Origin of the sequence: Enterobacter sp. EGD-HP1 (genome assembly GCF_000733275.2) — a bacterium.
Taxonomy (GTDB): Bacteria; Pseudomonadota; Gammaproteobacteria; order Enterobacterales; family Enterobacteriaceae; genus Enterobacter.
In genome coordinates this window covers 480,576-503,083 of sequence record NZ_AVOP01000001.1, presented here as the reverse complement: position 1 = coordinate 503,083, position 22,508 = coordinate 480,576, and the positions used below count along the sequence as shown (strand labels likewise).

At 58.5% G+C, this 22,508-nt stretch carries 19 protein-coding genes; 9 read left to right on the top strand and 10 right to left on the bottom strand.

What is annotated here, in order from left to right; all coding sequences use genetic code 11:
• Positions 1-101: 101 nt before the first annotated feature.
• Positions 102-1,022, top strand: coding sequence for a DMT family transporter (locus N037_RS02505; protein WP_032638713.1), 921 nt, complete (start codon positions 102-104; stop codon positions 1,020-1,022).
• Positions 1,023-1,132: 110 nt separating this feature from the next.
• Here N037_RS02505 and rutG read toward each other — a convergent pair whose 3' ends face one another.
• The 7 genes from rutG to rutA are packed head-to-tail and all read right to left on the bottom strand — an operon-like array spanning position 1,133 to position 6,567.
• Positions 1,133-2,455, bottom strand: a complete 1,323-nt coding sequence (rutG, locus tag N037_RS02500) for a pyrimidine utilization transport protein G (RefSeq protein ID WP_032638710.1) — start codon at positions 2,453-2,455, stop codon at positions 1,133-1,135.
• A gap of 21 nt (positions 2,456-2,476) precedes the next feature.
• Positions 2,477-2,971 carry an NADH-dependent FMN reductase RutF gene (gene rutF, locus N037_RS02495; RefSeq protein WP_023327078.1) on the bottom strand — a complete coding sequence of 165 codons (495 nt, stop codon included), beginning with the start codon at positions 2,969-2,971 and terminating at the stop codon, positions 2,477-2,479.
• Positions 2,972-2,980: 9 nt separating this feature from the next.
• Complete coding sequence (locus N037_RS02490) at positions 2,981-3,571, bottom strand: malonic semialdehyde reductase (RefSeq protein WP_032638708.1); 591 nt, start codon at positions 3,569-3,571, stop codon at positions 2,981-2,983.
• A 9-nt stretch (positions 3,572-3,580) separates the two neighbouring features.
• Positions 3,581-4,381 carry a pyrimidine utilization protein D gene (rutD, locus tag N037_RS02485; RefSeq protein WP_032638706.1) on the bottom strand — a complete coding sequence of 267 codons (801 nt, stop codon included), beginning with the start codon at positions 4,379-4,381 and terminating at the stop codon, positions 3,581-3,583.
• A 7-nt stretch (positions 4,382-4,388) separates the two neighbouring features.
• Positions 4,389-4,775, bottom strand: a complete 387-nt coding sequence (gene rutC / locus N037_RS02480) for a pyrimidine utilization protein C (RefSeq protein WP_010429508.1) — start codon at positions 4,773-4,775, stop codon at positions 4,389-4,391.
• An 11-nt stretch (positions 4,776-4,786) separates the two neighbouring features.
• Positions 4,787-5,476 (bottom strand): pyrimidine utilization protein B, encoded by a 690-nt coding sequence (rutB, locus tag N037_RS02475; protein ID WP_032638705.1) that lies wholly within the window; start codon positions 5,474-5,476, stop codon positions 4,787-4,789.
• Positions 5,476-6,567: a pyrimidine utilization protein A gene (gene rutA, locus N037_RS02470; RefSeq protein WP_032638703.1), complete on the bottom strand. Its 1,092-nt coding sequence runs from the start codon at positions 6,565-6,567 to the stop codon at positions 5,476-5,478. Before rutA ends, rutB begins: the two co-directional genes overlap by 1 nt.
• A 245-nt stretch (positions 6,568-6,812) precedes the next feature.
• Here rutA and rutR point away from each other — a divergent pair, with 245 nt between their 5' ends.
• The gene (gene rutR / locus N037_RS02465; RefSeq protein WP_032638701.1) at positions 6,813-7,451 is read left to right on the top strand and encodes an HTH-type transcriptional regulator RutR; all 639 of its coding nucleotides are present in this window, start codon (positions 6,813-6,815) and stop codon (positions 7,449-7,451) included.
• A gap of 72 nt (positions 7,452-7,523) precedes the next feature.
• On the opposite strand, the gene N037_RS02460 is transcribed toward rutR, so the two are convergent.
• Positions 7,524-7,916 carry a lysozyme inhibitor LprI family protein gene (locus N037_RS02460; RefSeq protein ID WP_023335218.1) on the bottom strand — a complete coding sequence of 131 codons (393 nt, stop codon included), beginning with the start codon at positions 7,914-7,916 and terminating at the stop codon, positions 7,524-7,526.
• A gap of 101 nt (positions 7,917-8,017) precedes the next feature.
• Positions 8,018-11,980 (bottom strand): trifunctional transcriptional regulator/proline dehydrogenase/L-glutamate gamma-semialdehyde dehydrogenase, encoded by a 3,963-nt coding sequence (gene putA / locus N037_RS02455; RefSeq protein WP_032638700.1) that lies wholly within the window; start codon positions 11,978-11,980, stop codon positions 8,018-8,020.
• Positions 11,981-12,402: 422 nt separating this feature from the next.
• Here putA and putP point away from each other — a divergent pair, with 422 nt between their 5' ends.
• Positions 12,403-13,911, top strand: coding sequence for a sodium/proline symporter PutP (gene putP / locus N037_RS02450; RefSeq protein WP_023335220.1), 1,509 nt, complete (start codon positions 12,403-12,405; stop codon positions 13,909-13,911).
• Positions 13,912-14,026: 115 nt separating this feature from the next.
• A complete protein-coding gene (locus tag N037_RS02445) occupies positions 14,027-14,446 on the top strand; it encodes a DUF3574 domain-containing protein (RefSeq protein ID WP_032638698.1) in 420 nt (139 codons plus the stop codon).
• Positions 14,447-14,518: 72 nt separating this feature from the next.
• Here the strand turns inward: N037_RS02445 and N037_RS02440 are convergent, their stop codons facing one another.
• Positions 14,519-15,703 (bottom strand): NupC/NupG family nucleoside CNT transporter, encoded by a 1,185-nt coding sequence (locus N037_RS02440; RefSeq protein ID WP_032638697.1) that lies wholly within the window; start codon positions 15,701-15,703, stop codon positions 14,519-14,521.
• Between the two features lie 251 nt (positions 15,704-15,954).
• Between N037_RS02440 and efeU the strand changes: the two genes are divergently transcribed.
• The 5 genes from efeU (at position 15,955) to N037_RS02415 (ending at position 22,436) form a co-directional block, all read left to right on the top strand.
• On the top strand, positions 15,955-16,788 hold the full coding sequence (gene efeU / locus N037_RS02435) for an iron uptake transporter permease EfeU (RefSeq protein WP_023335223.1): 834 nt from the start codon (positions 15,955-15,957) through the stop codon (positions 16,786-16,788).
• Positions 16,789-16,828: 40 nt separating this feature from the next.
• Positions 16,829-17,956 carry an iron uptake system protein EfeO gene (efeO, locus tag N037_RS02430; protein ID WP_032638693.1) on the top strand — a complete coding sequence of 376 codons (1,128 nt, stop codon included), beginning with the start codon at positions 16,829-16,831 and terminating at the stop codon, positions 17,954-17,956.
• A gap of 5 nt (positions 17,957-17,961) precedes the next feature.
• Positions 17,962-19,245 carry an iron uptake transporter deferrochelatase/peroxidase subunit gene (gene efeB, locus N037_RS02425; RefSeq protein ID WP_032638690.1) on the top strand — a complete coding sequence of 428 codons (1,284 nt, stop codon included), beginning with the start codon at positions 17,962-17,964 and terminating at the stop codon, positions 19,243-19,245.
• Between the two features lie 500 nt (positions 19,246-19,745).
• Positions 19,746-20,537 carry a phosphate starvation-inducible protein PhoH gene (gene phoH, locus N037_RS02420; protein WP_029740192.1) on the top strand — a complete coding sequence of 264 codons (792 nt, stop codon included), beginning with the start codon at positions 19,746-19,748 and terminating at the stop codon, positions 20,535-20,537.
• A gap of 393 nt (positions 20,538-20,930) precedes the next feature.
• Positions 20,931-22,436: an alanine/glycine:cation symporter family protein gene (locus N037_RS02415; RefSeq protein ID WP_029740193.1), complete on the top strand. Its 1,506-nt coding sequence runs from the start codon at positions 20,931-20,933 to the stop codon at positions 22,434-22,436.
• Positions 22,437-22,508 lie beyond the last annotated feature (72 nt).

Genomic DNA, 22,508 nt, shown 5'->3' with positions numbered 1-22,508 from the left:
CCTGCCGCCGGGATCTCCCGGCGGTTTTTTTATTTCTGCAACATTGAACTGTAACCAAAGGCAACGCACACTAGAGAATTGATGTTAACTGCGAGTGCCGCATGTCTGTTTCCCGTTTCAAATTCTCCGTTAAGCCGCAGGAAGCGATCCTGATACTCATTACCATGTTCTGGGGCGGGACGTTTCTGGCCGTCCAGTACGCGGTGACCCTGAGCGATCCCTTCTTCTTTGTCGGCCTGCGCTTTGCGACGGCGGCGATTGCCGTCGGGCTGATATCGCTTAAAACCCTGCGCGGGCTGACGCTAAAAGAGCTCAAGGCCGGCGTGGCGATCGGGGTGGCGATAGCGATGGGCTACAGCCTGCAGACGTGGGGATTGCAGACCATCTCCAGCAGTAAATCTGCGTTTATCACCGCCATGTATGTGCCCCTGGTGCCGCTCTTGCAGTGGCTCTGTCTCCGCAGAATGCCGGGACTGATGTCCTGTATTGGCATCGTACTGGCGTTTATCGGACTGATCTTACTGGCCGGGCCGGAAAACAACCTGCTCGCGCTGGGGCCGGGCGAAATCATCACCCTGATTGGGGCGATTGCCATTGCGGCGGAAATTATTCTGATTAGCGCCTGGGCGGGCAAGGTCGACGTTAAGCGGGTGACGGTGGTGCAGCTCGCCACCGCGTCGCTGGTGGCGTTTGCGACGATGGTGCCTGCCGGGGAGTCCGTGCCGCCGATGTCCACCGGGCTGGTTGTGGTCGCGCTGGGGCTGGGTATCTTCAGCGCTATTATTCAGGTCACCATGAACTGGGCGCAGCGCAGCGTATCGCCAACCCGCGCGACGGTGATTTATACCGGTGAACCGGTCTGGGCGGGGATTTTCGGACGCATTGCAGGTGAGCGATTGCCGCTTCTGGCCCTGGTGGGCGCGGCATTTATTGTCGCCGGGGTGCTGGTGAGCGAGTTAAAGCTAAAAAAACGACGCAAGGCGATTGCCGGGATGAGCGCTGAACAAGGGGCAGATAGCTAACAACGCGCACGCTGCCCGTTTTGCCCGGCGGCGCTACGCTTGCGCGGGCCTACATACTCATTGTAGGCCGGGTAAGCGCAGCGTCACCCGGCAAGAAAGCGGCACTTATTTCAGGTGGAGGGGGTAATGGCTTCCGCCTGCGCTTCATCCCCTTTCCGGCGGCTCAGCAGGGCGTTAAGCAGGATCGCGCCGAAGGTCGCCGTGCCAATTCCGCCAATCGTAAACCCGCCCAGCGTCAGGGCAAAATCGCCTGCGCCCAGCACCAGCGTGACCGCCACCATAATCAGGTTGCCGTTCTGGCTGAGATCGACCCGATGCTGCACCCAGATGCGTGCCCCGGCCACGGCGATCAGCCCAAACACCACAATTGATGCGCCGCCGATGACCGGTGACGGAATGGTGTGGATCAGCGCGCCGAACTTCGGTGAGAAGCCGAGCAGCATCGCCATTACCGCCGCCGCCACGAAGACCAGCGTCGAGTAGACTTTGGTCACCGCCATCACGCCGATGTTTTCGGCATAGGTGGTAACGCCGCTGCCGCCCACGGAACCGGAGAGCATGGTCGCCAGCCCGTCACCGACGAACGCGCGGCCCATGTACGGATCCATGCTGCGCCCGGTCATGCCCGCGACCGCTTTCAGGTGGCCTAAGTTCTCCGCCACCAGGATAACGGCGACGGGCGCGATAAGCATCATCGCCTGCGTGTTGAAGGTGGGGGAGGTGATCTTCGGCAGGCCGAACCAGGCGGCCTGATGAAGCAGCGTAAAATCAACCGGCTTACCCAGCCCGAAAACGTTGGCCAGCAGGGCGTAGACCAGACAGGCGACAATCAGCCCAACCAGGATCAGCAGCCGCTGGATCATCCCCCGCGTAAAGACCGCCACCAGGCCAATGCACAGCACGGTGATCACCGCCATCCAGCTTTCAAACGGCGAGGCGGAGACGCTCCTGACCGCAATCGGCGCGAGGTTGAGGCCTATCGCCATCACCACGGCGCCCGTCACGACCGGGGGCATCATGCGTTCGATCCAGCGCGTGCCGATCTTCATCACCACCAGGCCAATCAGGGTGTACACCAGACCGCAGGCGATGATGCCGCCGAGGGCCACGCTCAGGTTGGGGTTGATCCCCTGGCCGTTAAACCCGGTGGTGGCGATGACCACTCCGACAAAGGCGGCGCTGGAACCGAGATAGCTGGGCACGCGCCCGCCGGTAACAAAAAAGAACAGCAGGGTACCGATACCCGACATCAAAATAGAGAGGTTAGGATCGAGTCCCATCAGCATCGGCATCAGCACCGTCGCGCCGAACATGGCAACCGCGTGCTGCACGCCCATCACCATCGTCTGCCCGAGCGGGAGGCGTTCATCCGGCGCGACCACGCCTGCTTCTGTGGAGGTCGATTTCAACTGCCAGTGGGGCAATCCGAACATGGTCTGTCTCCTTAAGGCGGGTTAGCAGGCAGGGCGCATAAGCGCGTGGTAGCCGCGGTCAAACCACACCAGCCCTTGCGGCGCGGGGTGGCGGATAATCGAAACAATGTCGCAAAACAGAATGTCGTGGGTACCGACGCTGACCACCTGGCTGATGCGGCAGTCAAACGAGGCCAGCGCATCCTCCAGGCGCGGGCAGCCCGTGTCGCCCGTCTGCCAGCGGGCGGCGGCAAAGCGTTCCTCCATCGGCGTTTTCCCGCCAAACAGGTTTGATAAAGGCTCCTGTCCGGCGCTCAGGGTATTCACGCAAAGGGTGCGGTTTTCGCTAAACGTTGGCCAGACGGACGCGCCGCGGTTCAGGCACACCAGCAGGGTGGGCGGTGAATCCGTTACGCTGCACACCGCGCTGGCGGTGAAGCCTGCCATCCCCGCCGGGCCGTCGGTGGTGATGATGTTGACCGCCGCGCCAACGCAGGCCATGGCGTCGCGAAAGGTTTGTTTATCCGGTGTCGTCATCATCGCTCCTTACGCCAGCCCGCAGGCATCGTCGAAGTCCAGACGCGGCAGGCGCCCGTACAGTTTGCGGGTATCGCCATAGCCAATGTTGATCAGCAGATTGCTTTTAAGCGTGGTGCCGGTGAAAAAGGCCTCGTCGACCTTTTGGCGGTCAAAGCCCGACATCGGGCCGGTGTCCAGCCCCAGGGCGCGGCAGGCAAAAATCAGGTAGGCGGCCTGCATTGAGCTGTTGCGAAAGGCGGTCTCTTCCGCATGCGCGGGGCTGGTGGTAAACCAGCTCTTTGCATCGCCGTGCGGGAACAGCGCGGGCAGGCGCTCGTAGAATTCGCCGTCCCAGGCGACAATCGCCGTGACCGGGGCGGTGAGCGTTTTCTCGAGGTTGCCGCTGGAGAGCGCCGGGCGCAGCTTCTCTTTTCCCTCCGCGCTTCGCACAAACACAATTCGCGCCGGGGAGCAGTTGGCGGACGTTGGCCCCCACTTCATCAGGTTGTAGATTTCGCGCAGCGTTTCATCGCTGACGGGTATATCCTGCCAGCCGTTGTGGGTGCGGGCGCCGGTAAACAGCGTTTCCAGCGCGGCGGGGGTAATGGCTTCGCTCATTAAAGCTCCTTATAAAGCGTGTTCATGGCTGTGCAGCAGGCTGGCAAGCCCGTTCAGCAGCAGGGTGTTAAAGGTATCCGGCTCGGTGACGTTGCAGGCATGCCCGCCCTGGCGCATCACCGCGCTGTGGCTGTGCGGGATCGCGGCCTGCAGTTCCGACGAGCAGACGGAGGGCACCAGCATGTCGTCGGCGGAACAGACGATCTGTACCGGGCAGCGAATGCGCGCGGCATGACGGCTGAAGTCGGCCTTTTTCAGGGCGCTGAGCCTGTGCAGCAGGTTGGTTTTGCCCTGGAAATGGGCCAGCGCCAGCGCCTCTTCTGCCTCCAGACGAGGGGCGCGGGCGGCCATCCAGTCCGCCGGGTAGAGAAACAGCGGCTGCGCCTCGACCCACGCCTGCGCGCCGCCGTAATGCAGCAGGCGCTCGCGGATCTGAAAGCAGCGGCGGGTGTGGGCGTTGAGGGTCAGCCAGCCGTTGACGCACACCAGCGCGGTGAGGGCGTCGGGCCTGTCGAGGGCCAGCTGCAGGCCGACCAGCGCCCCCAGCGCGTGACCCACGACGCTGTAGCGGGCAATCCCGGCATCCGCCAGCGCCTGGGCCAGCTCGTCCGCCATCTGCGCAAGGCTGTACCCTTCCGGCAGGATGGCGGGGTTATTGCCTGTTCCCCGCTGGTCATAGCACACCACCTGATACTCCGGCTCAAGCGCGGCCAGTTGGGGGAGCCAGTAGCTCCCGCTGCCGCCGAGACCGGAAATTAAGACCACCACGGGCGCACCCTCATACGGGGGCGGCGAGACGGAGAGTTTCATACCTGCCTCACTTCGCGATGTGCGCAACGGTGGCGATTTCAACCAGCGCCTCTGGCTTCACCAGCCCGCACTGAATGCAGAAACGCGCCGGTTTATCGCCGGGGAAGAACTCGGCGTAAATCTCGTTAATCGCGGCGTAGTTTTTCCAGTCGGTGATAAAGATGCTGTTGAAGGTCACATCCTCCATCGTGCCACCCGCCGTTTCGATCACGGTTTTGATCGTCTCCAGCACGTGGCGGGTTTGCGCCTTTGGGTCGTTGATAAACACCACGTTGTTGTCTTTATCAAAGGGCAGCGTGCCGGAGACATACACCACGCCGTCGGCGAGGGTGCCGGGAACGAACGGGGCAATGGGCGTGCTGGTGCCCGGCGGAATAATCACGGATTTTGGCATCAGGTGTCTCCTCAGGCGATACGGGCGAGCGGGGGATTCAGGGCGTCGCAGAAATCATTGACGTTACTGACCCAGCCAAAAAAGGTTTCGATATTGAACAGAGCCGCTTTCTGGGCGAAATCCGGCCCGGCCTGATGGGTCGCGTCTTCCAGCACCACGCCGAAATACTCGAGGAAAAAGCCGTCGCGCAGGGTCGACTCCACGCAGACGTTGGTGGCGATCCCGGTAAACACCAGGTGGCGAATACCCCGGCTGCGCAGCAGGCTGTCGAGCGGGGTATTGAAAAAGCCGCTGTAGCGCGGTTTCGGCAGGACGATATCGCCTGCCTGCGGGACCAGCTCATCCACCAGCTGATAGTCCCAGCCGCCTTTCGCCAGCAGCTTGCCCTGCAGTTCGGGCCGTTTACGCATGGTTTTCAGGGCGTTCGACTTGTGGAAGTTGGGCGAGCCGGGGCCGCCGGCCTCGACGTACTGGTCATCCCAGCCGTTCTGGAACCAGATGATGAGCATGCCCGCAGCGCGCGCGGCGGCGACGGCGGTTTTGATGTTCTCAATCACCGGCCGGGTGGCGGAGACGTCGAACCCCGCCAGATCCAGATAGCCGCCCTGGCTGGCGTAGGCATTTTGCATATCCACTACGATCAGCGCGCTTTGCTCTGGCGCAAAGGTGATGGCTTCCGGGCGTGCGTTAAGGGTCGTCATTACGCCACCTCCTTCGTGACGGCAGGGATGTGGGCGCGGCACTGCATCAGCGGCTGGATGCGCTCGCCGAAGGTCTCCACGCCGGTGAGGAAATCATCGAAGGTCAGCAGGACGCCTTCCGCGCCGGGGACGGCCGCCACTTCGTCGAGCATTCTGGCGACGCTGGCATAAGAGCCGACCAGTGTGCCCATGTTGATATTGACCGCGGAGGTCGGGTCGGCCATCTGGCGAACGTTGGTATCCGCCCCGGAACGGGTATCCTTCTGGCTCTGCTCGGTGAGCCAGCTCAGGGCCTCCTCGTCGGCGCCGTCCTTATAGCGCTCCCATTTCGCGCGCGCGGCGTCGTCGGTCTCGTCGGCGATGACCATAAACAGCACGTAGGAGCCCACGTCGCGCCCGGTTTTGTCGGCGGCCTCTTTCATTCGCGCGGCGGTTGGGGCGAAGGCGGCAGGCGTGTTGACCCCTTTTCCGAAGCAGAAGTTGAAGTCGGCGTATTTGGCGGAAAATTCCATCCCCGCGTCGCTCTGCCCGGCGCAAATTACCTTCATCGGCACCGACGGCTGCGGGCTGACGCGACAGTCGTTCATGGTGAAGAAGTCACCTTTGAAGTCGCTTTTGCCGGTGCCCCACAGATCGCGCAGGACCTGCACGTATTCGGTCAGGTAGTCGTAGCGGCGAGAGAAGTAATCGTCACCCGGCCAGAGCCCCATCTGCTCGTACTCGGGTTTTTGCCAGCCGGTGACCAGGTTGACGCCAAAGCGCCCGCCGGAGATGGAGTCGATGGTCGAGGCCATGCGCGCCACGATCGCCGGGGGCAGGGTGAGGGTGGCGGCGGTCGCGTAAATCTGAATACGCGAGGTGACCGCGGCCAGCCCGGCCATCAGGGTGAAGGACTCCAGGTTGTGATCCCAGAATTCGGTTTTACCGCCAAAGCCGCGCAGCTTGATCATCGAAAGCGCAAAGTCGAAATGGTAGTGCTCCGCTTTCTGCACGATGGCTTTATTCAGCTCAAAGGTCGGCATGTACTGCGGTGCAGCGGTCGAGATAAGCCAGCCGTTGTTGCCGATGGGTACAAATACGCCAATTTTCATCACGAACCTCTCTTCATTACGTCGCAGGTGTAACGGTGTTTTTGCAAAGGCGGTGCCAGTTTTGAAAATGGCAGTGTTATTAATGTGTTAATCGGAAGTTGGTGGATTGATGCGGCTAAATGTGGACTAACTGGTCAAAAACATTGCACAGAAAACAGGCATTCATGCGCGATCGGAGTGCAGGATGTCGTGGCGAGACGGGGGTTTTGCTATGCTGAGGGCAACGCAGAATAAGGAGAGCGGGAATGGCACAAGGCGCAGTGAAAACACCAGGTAAACGTTCGCAGGCGGTGAGCGCCAAGAAGCAGGCGATCCTCAGCGCGGCGCTGGAGACCTTTTCGCAGTTTGGTATTCACGGCACGCGCCTGGAGCAGGTGGCGGAGCAGTCCGGCGTATCCAAAACCAATCTGCTCTACTACTACCCGTCGAAAGAGGCGCTCTATATCGCGGTGATGCAGCAGATCCTCGATATCTGGCTGGCGCCGCTGAAGGCCTTCCGCGCAGAGCTGGCCCCGCTGGTGGCGATTAAAGAGTACATTCGCCTGAAGCTGGAGGTGTCGCGCGATTACCCGCAGGCATCAAGGCTGTTCTGCCTTGAGATGCTGCAGGGCGCGCCGCTGTTGCAGGCGGAACTCACCGGAGATTTAAAGCAGCTGGTGGACGATAAGTCGGCCATTATTGCCGGGTGGGTCGCCCGCGGAAAGCTGGCCCCGGTCGACCCGCATCACCTGATCTTTATGATTTGGGCCTCCACCCAGCATTACGCTGATTTTGCGGCCCAGGTTGAGGCGGTGACCGGTAAAACGCTCCAGGACGAGGCGTTTTTCCACAGCACCCTGGAAAACGTGCAGCGGATGATTATTGAAGGGATCCGCCTGCGCTAGTTCCCCCTCACCCCAGCCCTCTCCCTCAAGGGAGAGGGGCCGTCCGTGCAGGCATTATTTTGTGGGGATCCCTCAGCCCGGCGGGAGAGGGCAGCTTAAGTCGCCCTCTTCACACTGCATCAGCGAGGCCAGAAACGCTTCGCGCTCCACGGTTTTTTCCGCCAGGCACTGGTTAACAATCATTGGCTGGACGCTCCCGCCTTCCGTTCCCGAACCGATAAATGCGCAGTCCGCGTCGCGCAGGGTAATCCACGCCTGCTGCGCTTTTTTCAGCAGGTCACGCTGGGGGGCTGCCGCACGCTTAACGGCGGCCTGATAGGTCTGATTGAGCTTTTTATCGGCAGCCTGGTACTGCTGCGCGCTACAGGTATTCAGCTCAAGCTGGGTGGTCGCGTTGTCGCACTCGTCGGCCAGCGCGCTTGCGCTAAGCAGCAGTGCTGCGCCTGCGAGAAATACTCTTTTCATCATTCCCTCCGCGTAAAAAAGCCGGATGCGCTGCGCTTATCCGGCCTACGGTTGTTTTGTAGCCCCGGTAAGCGTAGCGCCACCGGGGAAAGTTTACACGATTAACCGATTGTCATCAGGCTGGCGTTACCGCCTGCCGCCGCCGTGTTGACGCTGAGCGAGCGCTCCACGTACAGACGTTCCAGCAGCAGGTTGGTTTCCCCGCGGGCGAAGCCCTGCACGGAAACGATGGCGCCGCTGCGGGCCGCCACCTGCTCGCACAGTTCGCGCAGCTGGTCAGAATCACCGTGGTAGATCACCGCATCAAACGGCTGCGTCAGCAACGCATCGGCTTTCGCGAAGCGAATGCGGGCCGAGACCGCTTTCGGCAGCTGTTTGCCGAGCTCGCGATGCAGCGCATCTTCCGGCCACAGCACTTCACACCCGGTTGCCATCGCGGCAGCCAGCTGCACCAGCGCGTCCTGCTCGTTATCGGCCACGCACAGCACGCGCTCGCGCGGCATCAGCGTCCAGGTGTTGCGCTCGCCGGTAGGCCCCGGCAGCAGACGCTGCGTGCCCGCCTGGGCCAGTTCGCCGTACTGCTGAGCAACGGCACGCAGTTCAGGACGTTTTTCCGCCCAGGCGATCAGCGCCTCCAGCGGCTGCGTCAGTACGGTTTTCAGCTGCGCATCCACCGGATAGTCCGCATCCTGGCGTGCCAGGGTGACGCCCAGGGCGTTCTCCGGACGGTTCGCCAGCAGACGGTACAGGTAGAGCGGACCGCCCGCTTTCGGTCCGGTGCCGGAAAGGCCTTCGCCGCCGAACGGCTGCACGCCCACGACCGCGCCAACCATGTTGCGGTTAACGTACAGGTTGCCCACTTTGGCGCTGCCGGTGACCTGCGCGATAGTCTCGTCGATACGGGTATGCACGCCGAGCGTCAGGCCGTAGCCGGAGGCGTTGATCTGCTCAACCAGCTCGTTCAGGTTGTTACGGTTGTAGCGCACCACGTGCAGCACCGGGCCGAAGACCTCTTTTTTCAGCTCGTCGAAGCTCGCCAGCTCAATCAGCGTTGGCGGCACAAAGGTGCCGGTCCGCCATTCGCGGGCATCTTCGCTGTTCTCGCGCACCGCCTGGAACACCGGACGGCCTTTCGCGCGCATGGTCTGAATGTGGTTTTCAATGTTGGCTTTGGCTTCCGCGTCGATCACCGGTCCGATGTCGGTGGTGAGACGGCCCGGGTTGCCCATGCGGCATTCGGCCATCGCGCCGCGCAGCATCTTCAGCGTGTGGTCCGCCACGTCGTCCTGCAGGCACAGCACGCGCAGGGCGGAGCAGCGCTGACCGGCGCTGTCGAAGGCGGAGGCGAGCACGTCGACTACGACCTGCTCGGTGAGCGCGGAGGAGTCAACGATCATGGCGTTCATCCCGCCGGTTTCTGCGATGAGCGGCGTAGGACGACCCTGCGCATCCAGACGGGTGGCAATGTTGCGCTGCAGCAGAGACGCCACTTCGGTCGAGCCGGTAAACATCACGCCGCGCACGCGGTTATCGGAGGTCAGCTTAGCACCGACGGTTTCACCGCGGCCCGGCAGCAGCTGAACCACGCCCGCAGGCACGCCGGCTTCCAGAAGAATGTTGATACCCTGCGCGGCAATCAGCGGGGTCTGCTCTGCCGGTTTTGCCAGCACGCTGTTGCCTGCGGCAAGCGCGGCGGCAATCTGGCCGGTGAAGATCGCCAGCGGGAAGTTCCACGGGCTGATACAGACGACCGGACCCAGCGGACGGTGGGTTTCGTTATCGAAATCATCGCGTACCTGGCCCGCGTAGTAGTGCAGGAAGTCGACGGCCTCGCGCACTTCGGCGATGGCGTTGCTGAAGGTTTTACCCGCTTCGCGCACCAGAATGCCGATGAGCTGTTGCATCTGATCTTCCATCAGCACGGCGGCGCGTTCCAGAATCGCGGCGCGCTCCTGCGGCGGCGTGGCAAACCAGATAGGGGCGTTGTTCACCGCGCTCTCCAGGGCCTGATCCACTTCCGCTTCGGTGGCTTCACGCACGTAGCCGACGATATCTTTTGGCTCGGCCGGGTTGATCACCGGCTGCATGTCGCCGTCCTCGACGGACTGCTCGAGGATCGGTTTGGCCTGCCATTTCTGCAATGCGCTGTTGAGCAGGGCAGAGGAGAGCGACGCCAGACGATGTTCGTTGGCGAGATCCAGACCCGCCGAGTTGACGCGGCCTGCGCCATACAGCTCGCGCGGCAGGGCAATCTTCGGATGCGGCAGGCCAATCTGGCCTTCCTGCGCCGCCATCTTCTCAACGGCCTGCACCGGGTCGGCCACCAGCTCGTCCAGCGGCAGGGTGGTGTCGGCGATGCGGTTAACGAAGGAGGTGTTCGCGCCGTTTTCCAGCAGACGACGCACCAGGTAGGCCAGCAGGGTTTCGTGCGTACCTACCGGGGCGTAAATACGGCACGGGCGGTTCAGCTTGCCGTCCGCCACTTTACCGGTGACCTGCTCGTACAGCGGTTCACCCATGCCGTGCAGGCACTGGAACTCGTACTGGCCCGGGTAGTAGTTCTGCCCGGCCAGGCTGTAGATCGCCGCCAGGGTGTGGGCGTTGTGGGTAGCGAACTGCGGATAGATCAGGTTCGGTACGCCGAGCAGCTTTTTCGCACAGGCGAGGTAAGAAACGTCGGTGTAAACCTTGCGGGTATAGACCGGATAGCCTTCCAGCCCTTCCATCTGGGCGCGTTTGATTTCGCTGTCCCAGTAGGCGCCTTTCACCAGACGGATCATCAGGCGACGGCGGCTGCGGCTTGCCAGGTCAATCAGGTAATCAATGACGAACGGGCAGCGCTTCTGGTAGGCCTGGATGACGAAACCAATCCCGTTCCAGCCCGCCAGCTCCGGTTCGAAGCACAGTTTTTCCAGTAGATCGAGGGAGATCTCCAGACGGTCGGCCTCTTCGGCGTCGATGTTGATGCCGATGTCATACTGGCGCGCCAGCAGGGTCAGGGACTTCAGGCGCGGGTAGAGTTCTTCCATCACCCGGTCGTACTGCGCGCGGCTGTAGCGCGGGTGCAGGGCGGAGAGCTTAATAGAGATGCCCGGGCCTTCATAAATACCGCGACCGTTGGACGCTTTACCGATGGCGTGGATCGCCTGCTGGTAAGAGACCATGTAGGCCTGCGCGTCGGCGGCGGTCAGCGCCGCTTCACCCAGCATGTCGTAGGAGTAGCGGAAGCCTTTGTCTTCCAGCTTGCGGGCGTTCGCCAGCGCTTCGGCAATGGTTTCCCCGGTGACGAACTGCTCGCCCATCAGGCGCATCGCCATGTCCACGCCTTTGCGGATCAGCGGCTCGCCGCTCTTGCCGATGATGCGGTTCAGGGAGCGGGAGAGGTTGGCTTCGTTATGGGTGGAGACCAGTTTGCCGGTAAACAGCAGGCCCCAGGTGGCGGCGTTGACGAACAGCGACGGGCTGCGGCCAATATGGGAGTGCCAGTTGCCGTTGCTGATCTTGTCGCGGATCAGCGCGTCGCGGGTGGCTTTATCCGGAATACGCAGCAGCGCTTCCGCCAGGCACATCAGCGCCACGCCTTCCTGAGAGGAGAGGGAAAACTCCTGCAGCAGACCCTGAACCATCCCGGCGCGGCCGGTGGCGGTTTTCTGGTTGCGCAGCTTGTCGGCTAATTGATACGCCAGGCTGTGCGCCTGCGTGGCAATGGCTTCCGGCAGGCGAGCCTGCTCCAGCAGCATCGGCACGGCGTCGGTTTCGGCGCGGCGGTAGGCGCCGGTAATGGCGGCACGGCTGACGGACTGCGGCAGGATCTGCTCGGCGAATTCGAGGAACGGCTGATGGTTCTCGTCGCCAGCGGCTGGCGCTTCCTCGCTTTCGTTCGCCGCGCCGGCCAGCAGGGCAGGCAGTTCCGGCAGACCTTCATCGCTCTCGAGTCTTTCGAGATAGTTAAAAATCGCCTGCTTAATTAACCAGTGCGGCGTGCGGTCAATGCGGGTTGCTGCGGTCTTAATCCGTTCGCGGGTAGCGTCATCCAGCTTAACCCCCATGGTGGTCATACCCATGCCAAAGCTCCTGTTGTTCTGTAATAGCGTTCTGTAGATAGCGTGAAATATCCCCCATGTTGCAACTTTGTGCAACCGTGTTAAATGTGACCTGGTTTGCAACCCGGAAAATGAATGGATTGTTAACGAATGGTTAGCTGGAAAAACGCGCTGGCTTTTGTGCGGAAGGCCTGTTTTTATGCGGAAGTTAACACTTTTCAAAGGTGCAACCCGTAAAAGCGTGAGCGAGTGCAACCTATAGGAAACTCGTATCAAACCGGGGATGAAATTGATGTAAATGCAGTGTTAAATCGTTTGTCAGCGGAAGGCGCATACGGCAGGATAGCGCGCCCAACCGAAACACAAGATACATTCACCTCGTTCCGGTGATCATATAACAAGGCAGCCCGGATGGTTGTCGCTCGACATTTTGGAGAATTTGAATGGCTATTAGCACACCGATGCTGGTGACATTTCTCGTTTATATATTTGGCATGATCCTGATAGGGTTTTTGGCATGGCGTTCAACAAAGAACTTTGACGACTACATTCTGGGCGGACGCAGTTTAGGCCCGATGGTGACCGCACTCTCTGCGGGCGCATCCGACATGAGCGGCTGGCTGCTGATGGGGCTGCCGGGCGCGATTTTCATCTCCGGTATCTCTGAAAGCTGGATCGCCATCGGTCTGACCGTCGGCGCGTGGATCAACTGGAAGCTGGTGGCAGGCCGTCTGCGCGTGCATACCGAGGCCAACAATAACGCCCTGACGCTGCCGGATTACTTCACCGGACGCTTTGAAGATAACAGCCGCATTCTGCGCATTATCTCCGCGGTGGTTATCCTGCTGTTCTTCACCATCTACTGCGCCTCCGGCATCGTGGCCGGTGCGCGTCTGTTCGAAAGCACCTTCGGCATGAGCTACGAAACCGCCCTGTGGGCCGGTGCGGCGGCGACCATCCTCTATACCTTCGTGGGCGGCTTCCTGGCCGTAAGCTGGACCGACACCGTGCAGGCGAGCCTGATGATCTTCGCCCTGATCCTGACGCCGGTGATTGTGATTTTCACCGTTGGCGGCTTTGGCGAATCGCTGGAAGTGATCAAGCAGAAGAGCATCGAAAACGTCGACATGCTGAAAGGGCTGAACTTCGTGGCCATCGTCTCCCTGATGGGCTGGGGTCTGGGCTACTTCGGTCAGCCGCATATTCTGGCGCGCTTCATGGCGGCGGATTCTCACCACACCATCGTTCATGCCCGTCGCATCAGCATGACGTGGATGATCCTCTGTCTGGCGGGCGCGTGTGCGGTCGGCTTCTTCGGTATCGCGTACTTCAACAACAACCCGGCGCAGGCGGGCGCGGTCAACCAGAACGCCGAGCGCGTGTTCATCGAGCTGGCGCAGATACTGTTTAACCCGTGGATTGCCGGTATCCTGCTCTCTGCGATCCTGGCGGCGGTAATGTCCACCCTGAGCTGCCAGCTGCTGGTCTGCTCCAGTGCGATCACCGAAGACCTCTACAAAGCCTTCCTGCGTAAAAACGCGAGCCAGAAAGAGCTGGTGTGGGTAGGGCGCTTTATGGTGCTGGTGGTGGCGCTGATTGCCATCGCGCTGGCGGCTAACCCTGATAACCGCGTGCTGGGCCTGGTGAGCTACGCGTGGGCGGGCTTCGGCGCGGCGTTTGGTCCGGTCGTGCTGTTCTCCGTCATGTGGTCACGTATGACCCGTAACGGCGCGCTGGCGGGGATGATCATCGGTGCGGTGACCGTTATCGTCTGGAAACAGTTCGCCTGGCTGGGCCTGTACGAAATCATTCCGGGCTTCATCTTCGGCAGCATCGGCATCGTGGTGTTCAGCCTGCTGGGTAAAGCACCGTCTGCCTCCATGCAGAAACGCTTTGCTGAAGCCGACGCGCACTACCACTCCGCGCCGCCGTCTAAGCTGCAGCCGGAATAATTTTCTCACGTAACACCGTAGGCCGGGTAAGCGTTAGCGCCACCCGGCTTTTTCTTGCAAATTTTCCAGAATTACGTTGATATCGCTGCACTTATAACAATGAGGATAGCGACACATGACCATCAAAACAGGGGTAATGGCGGCGGCATTACTGATGCTGGCTGGCTGCACGGTGCCATCGCAGCACGCGGCGGTAGAGACCTGCAAAGCGGATAACCAGATGCAGCAAACCACGCTCTATTTCGGCTTAAATCGTCCTGCCGGGGCGCAGATCACCAGCAACGAATGGCAGCAGTTTGTTGACCAGGACGTGACGCCGCGTTTCCGCGATGGCTTGACGGTGTTTGATGCGCGCGGCCAGTGGCTGGGGAACGACGGGAAAGTGGCGCGTGAACCCAGCAAAGCGCTGATGCTAATCCACGGTAAAGATGCGCAGAGCGAGAAGAACATCGAAGCGTTACGCGGGATTTATAAATCTCGCTTCGCCCAGGAGTCGGTGATGCGCGTCGATCAGCCGGTGTGCGTGCAGTTCTAATAAAAACGGCGGGATAACCCGCCGTTGTTGTTTTGTAGGCCGGGATCGCTGCGCGCCACCCGGCAAAAATACTTACAACACCAACCCCGCAAAGCTCGCCGACAGCAGGCTCACCAGCGTCGCGCCGTACACCAGACGCAGGCCGAAGCGCGACACCACGTTCCCCTGCTGCTCGTTCAGGCCCTTAATCGCCCCGGCCACAATGCCGATGGAGGCGAAGTTCGCGAACGACACCAGGAAGACGGATAAAATGCCCAGCCCGCGCGGGGACATCTGATGGGCGATTTTTTGCAGCTCAATCATCGCCACAAATTCATTCGCCACCAGCTTGGTTGCCATAATACTGCCCGCGTTTAAGGCATCGCTCAGCGGAATACCCACCAGCCACGCCAGGGGATAAAATACATAGCCCAGGATCTGCTGGAAGCTCATACCAAATACGCTGGAGAAGAGGGCGTTAACGGCGCTAATAAGCGCGATAAAGCCAATCAGCATGGCCAGAATAATCATCGCCACCTTAAAGCCGGCCAGAATATACTCGCCGAGCATTTCGAAGAAGCTCTGCGATTCATGCAGTTTTTCAAGCCGGATATCCGGCTCCGCTTCCGGGCGCGCCGGGTTGATGACGGAGAGAATAATAAAGGTGCTGAACATGTTCAGAATCAGCGCCGCGACGACAAATTTGGCGTCGAGCATGGTCATATAGGCACCGACAATCGACAGGGAGACCGTCGACATTGCCGTGGCCGCCATGGTGAACAGACGACGAGAAGAGAGATCGCCCAGCACGCCTTTGTAGGCAATGAAGTTTTCCGACTGCCCGAGGATCAGCGAACTCACCGCGTTAAAGGATTCCAGCTTGCCCATGCCGTTCAGTTTTGACAGCAGCGTACCGATGACCCGAATAAAAATCGGCAGGATCCGCCAGTGCTGAAGAATACCAATCAGCGCGGAAATAAAAATAATCGGGCACAGTACGCCGAGGAAAATGAACGCCAGCCCTTTTTCCCCCATTCCGCCAAAGACGAAATTGGTGCCTTCACCGGCAAATTTAAGCAGTGACTCAAAAAATCCCGAGACGTATTTAATCAGGAATAACCCGCTTTCGGCGTGCAGGAAAAAGAACGCCAGGGCAATTTCTATGACAATCAGCTGTAAAACAAAACGAATGCGAATTTTTCGGCGGTCGAAACTCACCAGCCAGGCAAGCGCAAGAATAATGACCAGTGCCAGCAGGAAATGGACAATTTTAAACATAATTAATTTTCACCAGGTGTTTGAGGCGGATATTTAGCCACAGCGCTGGTTAACCGTAAATGGGCATTTTCGTTATAACTTATAAACTTGAACGTTACGTATGTGACTATTACCAGGCTGGGCGTTTACAACTCGTCATCAAAACACCACACATTTCGCTTGTGTTTCTTTTCGCCGTAATGATAATCACTATCACAAGAATTTACCTTTCTTTGCATCAGTTGACCGCGATAAACATTTAAGGTGTCGGCATGTTTGTTCCATTTCTCATTATGTTACGTGAAGGGCTTGAAGCTGCCCTCATCGTGAGCCTCATCGCCAGTTATCTGAAGCGAACCCAGCGCGGACGGTGGATTGGCGTCATGTGGATCGGGGTTTTCCTTGCCGCGGCACTCTGTCTGGGCCTCGGTATCCTCATCAACGAAACCACCGGGGAGTTCCCGCAGAAAGAGCAGGAGCTGTTTGAAGGGATCGTCGCCGTAATTGCGGTGGTGATCCTTACCTGGATGGTGTTCTGGATGCGTAAAGTCTCCCGTAACGTGAAGGTGCAGCTGGAGCAGGCGGTGGATAACGCGCTGCAAAAGGGCAATAACCACGGCTGGGCGCTGATCATGATGGTCTTTTTTGCCGTCGCGCGTGAAGGCCTGGAGTCCGTTTTCTTCCTGCTGGCGGCGTTTCAGCAGGATGTGGGCATCTGGCCACCGCTGGGAGCCGTGCTGGGTCTTGCTACGGCCGTGGTGCTTGGTTTCCTGCTCTACTGGGGCGGTATTCGCCTTAACCTGGGCGCCTTCTTCAAGTGGACCAGCCTGTTTATTCTGCTGGTGGCGGCAGGGCTGGCGGCAGGGGCGATACGCGCCTTCCACGAGGCGGGCCTGTGGAACCACTTCCAGGACGTGGCGTTCGACCTCAGCAACGTGCTCTCCACCCATTCTCTGACCGGCACCCTGCTCGAAGGTATCTTCGGCTATCAGGAAACGCCGAGCGTCAGCGAAGTGGCGATGTACTTTATTTATCTGGTTCCGGCGCTGGTGCTGTTCGCTATGCCGCCGCGTACCGGCACGCAGGCGTCACGCGTTACGCCATAATTTTTGTTTTAGTTACAACATACTTTTAAAGGGAAGAGTCATGGCAATTCAGTTCCGTCGTAGTGCGTTATGCGCAGGCATTGCCGCGCTGTTCGCTTCTGCATTCTCCACCTGGGGCGCGGATGTTCCTCAGGTTAAAGTGACCGTCAATGACAAGCAGTGTGAGCCGATGACCCTCACGGTGAACAGTGGCAAAACCCAGTTCATTATTCAGAACCACAGCCAGAAGGCGCTGGAGTGGGAGATCCTGAAAGGCGTTCTGGTGGTGGAGGAGCGTGAAAATATCGCCCCTGGCTTCAGCCAGAAGATGACCGCCAACCTGCAGCCGGGCGAGTATGAGATGACCTGCGGCCTGCTGACCAACCCTAAAGGGAAGCTTATCGTCAAAGGTGAAGCGACGGCCGATGCGGCGAAAGGCGCTGCGGTGCTGAGCCTGGGTGATGCCATTACCGCGTATAAGGCCTATGTCACGAAAGAGACGGCGGACCTGGCGGCGGCAACCAAAGCTTTCACCGATGCGGTGAAGGCCGGTGACATCGAAAAAGCGAAATCCTTGTATGCGCCAACCCGTCAGCACTACGAGCGCATCGAGCCGATTGCCGAGCTGTTCTCTGACCTTGATGGCAGCATTGATGCCCGCGAAGATGATTTCGAGCAGAAGGCCGCCGATCCGAAATTCACCGGTTTCCACCGTCTGGAGAAAGCCCTGTTTGGCGACAACTCTACCAAAGGGATGGAGAAATATGCGGAACAGCTGAACGGCGACGTGCTGGAGCTGCAAAAGCGCATCAGCGAGCTGGCCTTCCCGCCGTCAAAAGTGGTGGGCGGCGCGGCCGGCCTGATTGAAGAAGTGGCCGCGAGCAAAATCAGCGGCGAAGAAGATCGCTACAGCCATACCGACCTGTGGGACTTCCAGGCCAACGTCGACGGCGCGCAGAAAATTGTTAACCTCCTGCGTCCTCAGCTGCAGAAAGAGAACGGCGAACTGCTGGCCAAGGTGGATGCCAACTTCAAAAAAGTCGACACCATTCTGGCGAAGTACCGTACCAAAGACGGATTTGAAACCTACGACAAGCTGACCGATGCCGACCGTAACGCGCTGAAAGGCCCGATTACCGCCCTGGCGGAAGATCTCTCTCTGCTGCGCGGCGTACTGGGTCTGGACTAAGCACGATGAATAAGCATAGCGAGAACGACGTGGTTGAGCCTTCACGTCGCCGATTGTTAAAAGGAGTGGGGGCGCTGGGGGGCGCCCTTGCGCTGGCCGGTGGCTGTCCGGTAGCGCATGCGGCGAAACCGCAAAGCGCGCCCGGCACGCTGTCACCCAATGCCCGCATGGAGACGCAGCCGTTTTATGGCGAGCATCAGTCGGGCATCCTGACGCCGCAGCAGGCGTCCATGATGCTGGTGGCCTTTGATTCGCTGGCCAGCGATAAAGCCGATCTGGAGCGCCTGTTCCGCCTGCTGACGACGCGCATCGCGTTTCTCACCGCCGGCGGACCGGCACCCGATACGCCGAACCCGCGCCTGCCGCCAATGGACTCCGGCATTCTGGGGCCGTTTATCGCCCCGGATAACCTGACCATTACCGTTTCGCTCGGTGAAACGCTGTTTGATGCGCGCTATGGGCTGGCAAAACAGAAGCCGAAAGCGCTGCAGAAAATGACGCGTTTCCCGAATGACTCCCTGGACGCGGCGCTCTGTCATGGCGACCTGCTCCTGCAGATTTGTGCCAATACCCAGGACACGGTGATCCACGCCCTGCGCGATATCATCAAGCACACGCCGGATCTGCTGAGCGTGCGCTGGAAGCGGGAAGGGTTTATCTCGGACCACGCCGCCCGCAGCAAAGGGAAAGAGACCCCTGTGAACCTACTGGGCTTTAAGGACGGTACCGCCAACCCTGACAGCAGCGATGCTGCACTGATGAAAGAGGTGGTGTGGGTCACTGCCGATCAGGGTGAACCGGCATGGGCGGTAGGCGGAAGCTATCAGGCGGTGCGGATCATTCAGTTCCACGTGGAGTTCTGGGACCGCACGCCGCTCAAAGAGCAGCAGACCATCTTTGGTCGCGATAAGCAAAGCGGCGCGCCGCTCGGCATGAAGAACGAGCATGACGTGCCCGACTACGCCAGCGATCCCAATGGCGATACCATCGCGCTGGACAGCCACATCCGTCTGGCCAATCCGCGCACCAAAGAGACGCAGTCGAGCCTGATGATGCGTCGGGGCTACAGCTATTCGCTGGGCGTGACCAACGCCGGCCAGCTCGATATGGGGCTGCTGTTCGTCTGCTATCAGCACGATCTGGAAAAAGGCTTCCTGACCGTGCAGAAGCGGCTCAACGGCGAAGCGCTGGAAGAGTACATTAAGCCCATCGGCGGCGGCTATTTCTTTGCCCTGCCGGGCGTGCGCGATCGGAACGCGTATCTCGCTCAGGGTCTTATTGAAGCCTGATAATTGTCCCCGCAACCGTTCGCGGGGACATTATTTTTTCATATGACTATCCTCCTGTTATATTTCTGTAATATTTCTATATGAGACTGATTCCACCTGTAGGGACAGTCTTAAAAGTTGCATTCAGGTAAAATAAATGTTGCATTTATGATAACTCCTGATGTACTTAAGATAAGACAGCGGTAGTTCCCGGCAGTGATGCTGAATCACAATGGAGATCGCGAATGGTTGCGTCCTGTACTGGACAAGGTAAACATAACAACCGCAGCACCCGGCGCGGAGGCTCAGACTCCGGCAGCGATTTCCTCACCACTAAATTCTCCCCCCTTCCTCAAGAATCTGATTCGACCGACGTGCAGAACGGTGCGCGTAGCTGTTCCGTATCGTCATCCGATAAAGCAAGCAATGGCTTACAAGGAAGCCAACCCTCTGATGTTCGTGCGCATAATCGTGCCGAAGCTGGCGCGTGTGATGAATACCAACAACTCAAGGTGCTATCCATGGGAAGACAAAAAGCAGTGATCAAAGCTCGTCGCGAAGCAAAACGTGTGCTGAGACGGGATTCACGTAGCCATAAACAGCGTGAAGAAGAATCGGTCACCTCGCTTGTGCAGATGAGTGGCGTAGAAGCAATTGGCATGGCCCGAGACAGCCGTGATAATTCTCCAATTGTGGCGCGCAATGAGGCTCAGGCGCACTACCTGAATGCTATCGAGAGTAAACAGCTCATCTTTGCAACCGGTGAAGCCGGATGCGGGAAAACCTGGATTAGTGCGGCCAAAGCGGCGGAAGCGCTGATCCATAAGGACGTGGAGAGAATCATTGTTACCCGTCCGGTACTGCAGGCTGATGAAGATCTCGGCTTCCTGCCCGGAGATATTTCGGAGAAGTTTGCTCCGTACTTCAGGCCCGTCTATGACGTGCTGGTGAAGCGACTGGGTGCATCCTTTATGCAGTACTGCCTGCGGCCAGAGATTGGCAAGGTGGAAATCGCGCCGTTCGCCTATATGCGCGGACGTACATTTGAAAATGCGGTCGTCATTCTTGACGAGGCTCAGAACGTGACCGCTGCGCAAATGAAGATGTTTTTAACGCGCCTCGGGGAGAACGTGACGGTTATCGTTAACGGCGATATTACCCAGTGTGACCTGCCATCCGGCGTGAAATCCGGGCTGAGCGACGCCATGTCACGTTTTGAGGAAGATGAGATGATTGGGGTGGTACGCTTCACCAAAGAGGACTGCGTGCGTTCAGCGCTCTGCCAGCGCACGCTGCAGGTCTATTCCGACTAAAGGTAAAGCATTATCGTTTTGCCTCTTTCCTGTAATTTCTTCCCGGCGTAATGCCGGGAAGCGTTGTTTATACTCCACAGAAACTCCCCTTATTTAAACACCGAGTTGCTGAATTAATAATGTCGATTATTAAGCGGGCGGGTGTTTTATTGTTTTTTTGCAGAAGTGTGATGTGAGGTGATAATACCCACAAAATACCTGTGAATATAATGAGCGCGCTAATTGTTAGTTAAAAATTAAACGTGAATGTTGTCACAGAACATTACTACGAAGTAAAAATTAAGTTGGTGTCTTCAGGTGAGTTATCTATGTTTCGTACTTGTTCGAACAAAATTCTAAGAAGAAACACAACAGGGGAGCCTTTTCCCTGAAACATCACGCTGAGGGTCATACATGAACGAACTGGTTGGTGCTATTAATGGTGTAATCTGGAGCCCTGCGTTAATATTTTTATGCCTGGGTGTCGGCCTCTATTTCTCGCTGCGTAGTCGCTTCCTGCAATTACGCCATATCAAACATATGATTACCCTGATGTTCCAGGGGCGTCCTACCGATGCAGGCGTATCGTCGTTTCAGGCGCTGACGATGACGCTGGCAGGCCGCGTGGGGACAGGGAATATCGCCGGTGTGGCCACGGCAATTACCTTTGGCGGTCCGGGCGCGCTTTTCTGGATGTGGATAGTCGCTTTTTTAGGCGCCAGCTCCGCATTTGTCGAATCCACCCTGGGGCAAGTTTATAAAGAAAAAATTAACGGCGAATATCGCGGTGGTCCAGCCTTTTATATTGAAAAAGGTTTAGGCGTTAAGTGGTACGCATGGCTATTTGCTATTGTGACTATTTTCTCCTGCGGATTATTACTTCCTGGCGTGCAGGCAAACTCGATTGGGGCAAGCCTGGATATTGCTTTTGGTCTGAGCCCGAATGTTACGGCGGCATTACTTGCTGTGCTGTTAAGTTTTATTATTTTCGGCGGCGTGAAAAGGATCGCCAGCTTTAGCAGCATGGTCGTTCCATTTATGGCGCTGGGTTATATTATTGTCGCCTGTGTGATTATCGCCATTAATATTAACCAGCTCCCTTCGGTTATTCTGCTGATCTGGAAAAGTGCGTTCGGCCTTGAAGCAGGTTTCGGTGCCATCCTGGGTCAGGCCATCATGTGGGGCGTTAAGCGCGGCGTCTATTCCAACGAGGCCGCGCAGGGGACAGGGCCGCATGCATCATCTGCAGCGGCGGTAAGCCACCCGGTGAAGCAGGGGCTGGTTCAGGCGTTCTCGGTCTACATCGACACGCTGTTTGTCTGCTCCGCGACCGGATTTATGCTGCTGATCACCGGGCTGTATAACGTCCAGGGCGTCGACGGCGCAGCGCTGTATACAGGGATTGCAGGCGTGGCCGCGGGTCCTGGCTATGTGCAGACGGCGATGGAAAGTATGATGCCGGGCTTTGGTAATTACTTTGTTGCCATTGCGCTGTTCTTCTTTGCCTTCACTACCATTATTGCCTACTACTATATTGCCGAAACCAATATCGCCTTCATTAACCGTAAAATTCACCGTCCATGGCTGACCTTCCTGCTCAAGCTATGTCTGATGGCCTCCACGGTATATGGTACGGTTCGCACCGCGGATCTGGCATGGGGGCTGGGGGATATTGGGGTAGGGCTGATGGCATGGCTCAACATTATTGCCATTGTTCTGTTGCATAAAAAAGCGTTTGCCAGCCTTAAGGATTATGAAATCCAGAATGCGCAAGGGCTGGACCCACAGTTCGATCCGATTCGGCTGGGGATTAAAAATGCGGATTACTGGCTTGATGGGCGTAAGGATGAAGATGGTGTTCAGCCTGAGCAGGTTTCATCGCTTGAAAGAAAGCAGCCGGCAGCAAAGTTGAATAGCTGAGGAATAGAATAAAAAAGCCCGGGCATTAGTTCGGGCTTTTTTTTGTGAGGCGGCTCAGTCCGCACCGGGGGG

Coding starts and splice junctions, on each gene's coding strand:
- N037_RS02505 (WP_032638713.1), top strand. CDS start 102: ATGTCTGTTTCCCGTTTCAAATTCTCCGTTAAGCCGCAGGAAGCGATC.
- rutG (WP_032638710.1), bottom strand. CDS start 2,455: ATGTTCGGATTGCCCCACTGGCAGTTGAAATCGACCTCCACAGAAGCA.
- rutF (WP_023327078.1), bottom strand. CDS start 2,971: ATGACGACACCGGATAAACAAACCTTTCGCGACGCCATGGCCTGCGTT.
- N037_RS02490 (WP_032638708.1), bottom strand. CDS start 3,571: ATGAGCGAAGCCATTACCCCCGCCGCGCTGGAAACGCTGTTTACCGGC.
- rutD (WP_032638706.1), bottom strand. CDS start 4,381: ATGAAACTCTCCGTCTCGCCGCCCCCGTATGAGGGTGCGCCCGTGGTG.
- rutC (WP_010429508.1), bottom strand. CDS start 4,775: ATGCCAAAATCCGTGATTATTCCGCCGGGCACCAGCACGCCCATTGCC.
- rutB (WP_032638705.1), bottom strand. CDS start 5,476: ATGACGACCCTTAACGCACGCCCGGAAGCCATCACCTTTGCGCCAGAG.
- rutA (WP_032638703.1), bottom strand. CDS start 6,567: ATGAAAATTGGCGTATTTGTACCCATCGGCAACAACGGCTGGCTTATC.
- rutR (WP_032638701.1), top strand. CDS start 6,813: ATGGCACAAGGCGCAGTGAAAACACCAGGTAAACGTTCGCAGGCGGTG.
- N037_RS02460 (WP_023335218.1), bottom strand. CDS start 7,916: ATGAAAAGAGTATTTCTCGCAGGCGCAGCACTGCTGCTTAGCGCAAGC.
- putA (WP_032638700.1), bottom strand. CDS start 11,980: ATGGGTATGACCACCATGGGGGTTAAGCTGGATGACGCTACCCGCGAA.
- putP (WP_023335220.1), top strand. CDS start 12,403: ATGGCTATTAGCACACCGATGCTGGTGACATTTCTCGTTTATATATTT.
- N037_RS02445 (WP_032638698.1), top strand. CDS start 14,027: ATGACCATCAAAACAGGGGTAATGGCGGCGGCATTACTGATGCTGGCT.
- N037_RS02440 (WP_032638697.1), bottom strand. CDS start 15,703: ATGTTTAAAATTGTCCATTTCCTGCTGGCACTGGTCATTATTCTTGCG.
- efeU (WP_023335223.1), top strand. CDS start 15,955: ATGTTTGTTCCATTTCTCATTATGTTACGTGAAGGGCTTGAAGCTGCC.
- efeO (WP_032638693.1), top strand. CDS start 16,829: ATGGCAATTCAGTTCCGTCGTAGTGCGTTATGCGCAGGCATTGCCGCG.
- efeB (WP_032638690.1), top strand. CDS start 17,962: ATGAATAAGCATAGCGAGAACGACGTGGTTGAGCCTTCACGTCGCCGA.
- phoH (WP_029740192.1), top strand. CDS start 19,746: ATGGGAAGACAAAAAGCAGTGATCAAAGCTCGTCGCGAAGCAAAACGT.
- N037_RS02415 (WP_029740193.1), top strand. CDS start 20,931: ATGAACGAACTGGTTGGTGCTATTAATGGTGTAATCTGGAGCCCTGCG.